Raw genomic sequence first — 202 nt, forward strand, 5'->3', positions numbered from 1 at the left:
GAGCGGTAGTAGCCACTGCGGAGCTGCTTGCCGATCGGGAGCGTGTGCTCGGCCCCGACCACCCCGACACCCTCGCCACCCGCAGCAACCTCGCTTACTGGCAGGGGGAGGCGGGGGATCCGGCCGGCGCTGCAGCAGCGTTCGCCGACCTACTGGAGAACGAGCTACGTGTGCTCGGCCCCGACCACCCCCACACCCTAAG

1 protein-coding gene is annotated in these 202 nt (G+C 70.3%); it reads left to right on the plus strand.

Annotation, left to right across the window (positions count from 1 at the left end):
• Nucleotides 1–202: tetratricopeptide repeat protein (locus AC5P1C_RS44055; RefSeq protein WP_493871620.1), on the plus strand; the 202-nt coding region annotated here is incomplete at both ends.

This window comes from Streptomyces sp. A18 (assembly GCF_059026065.1).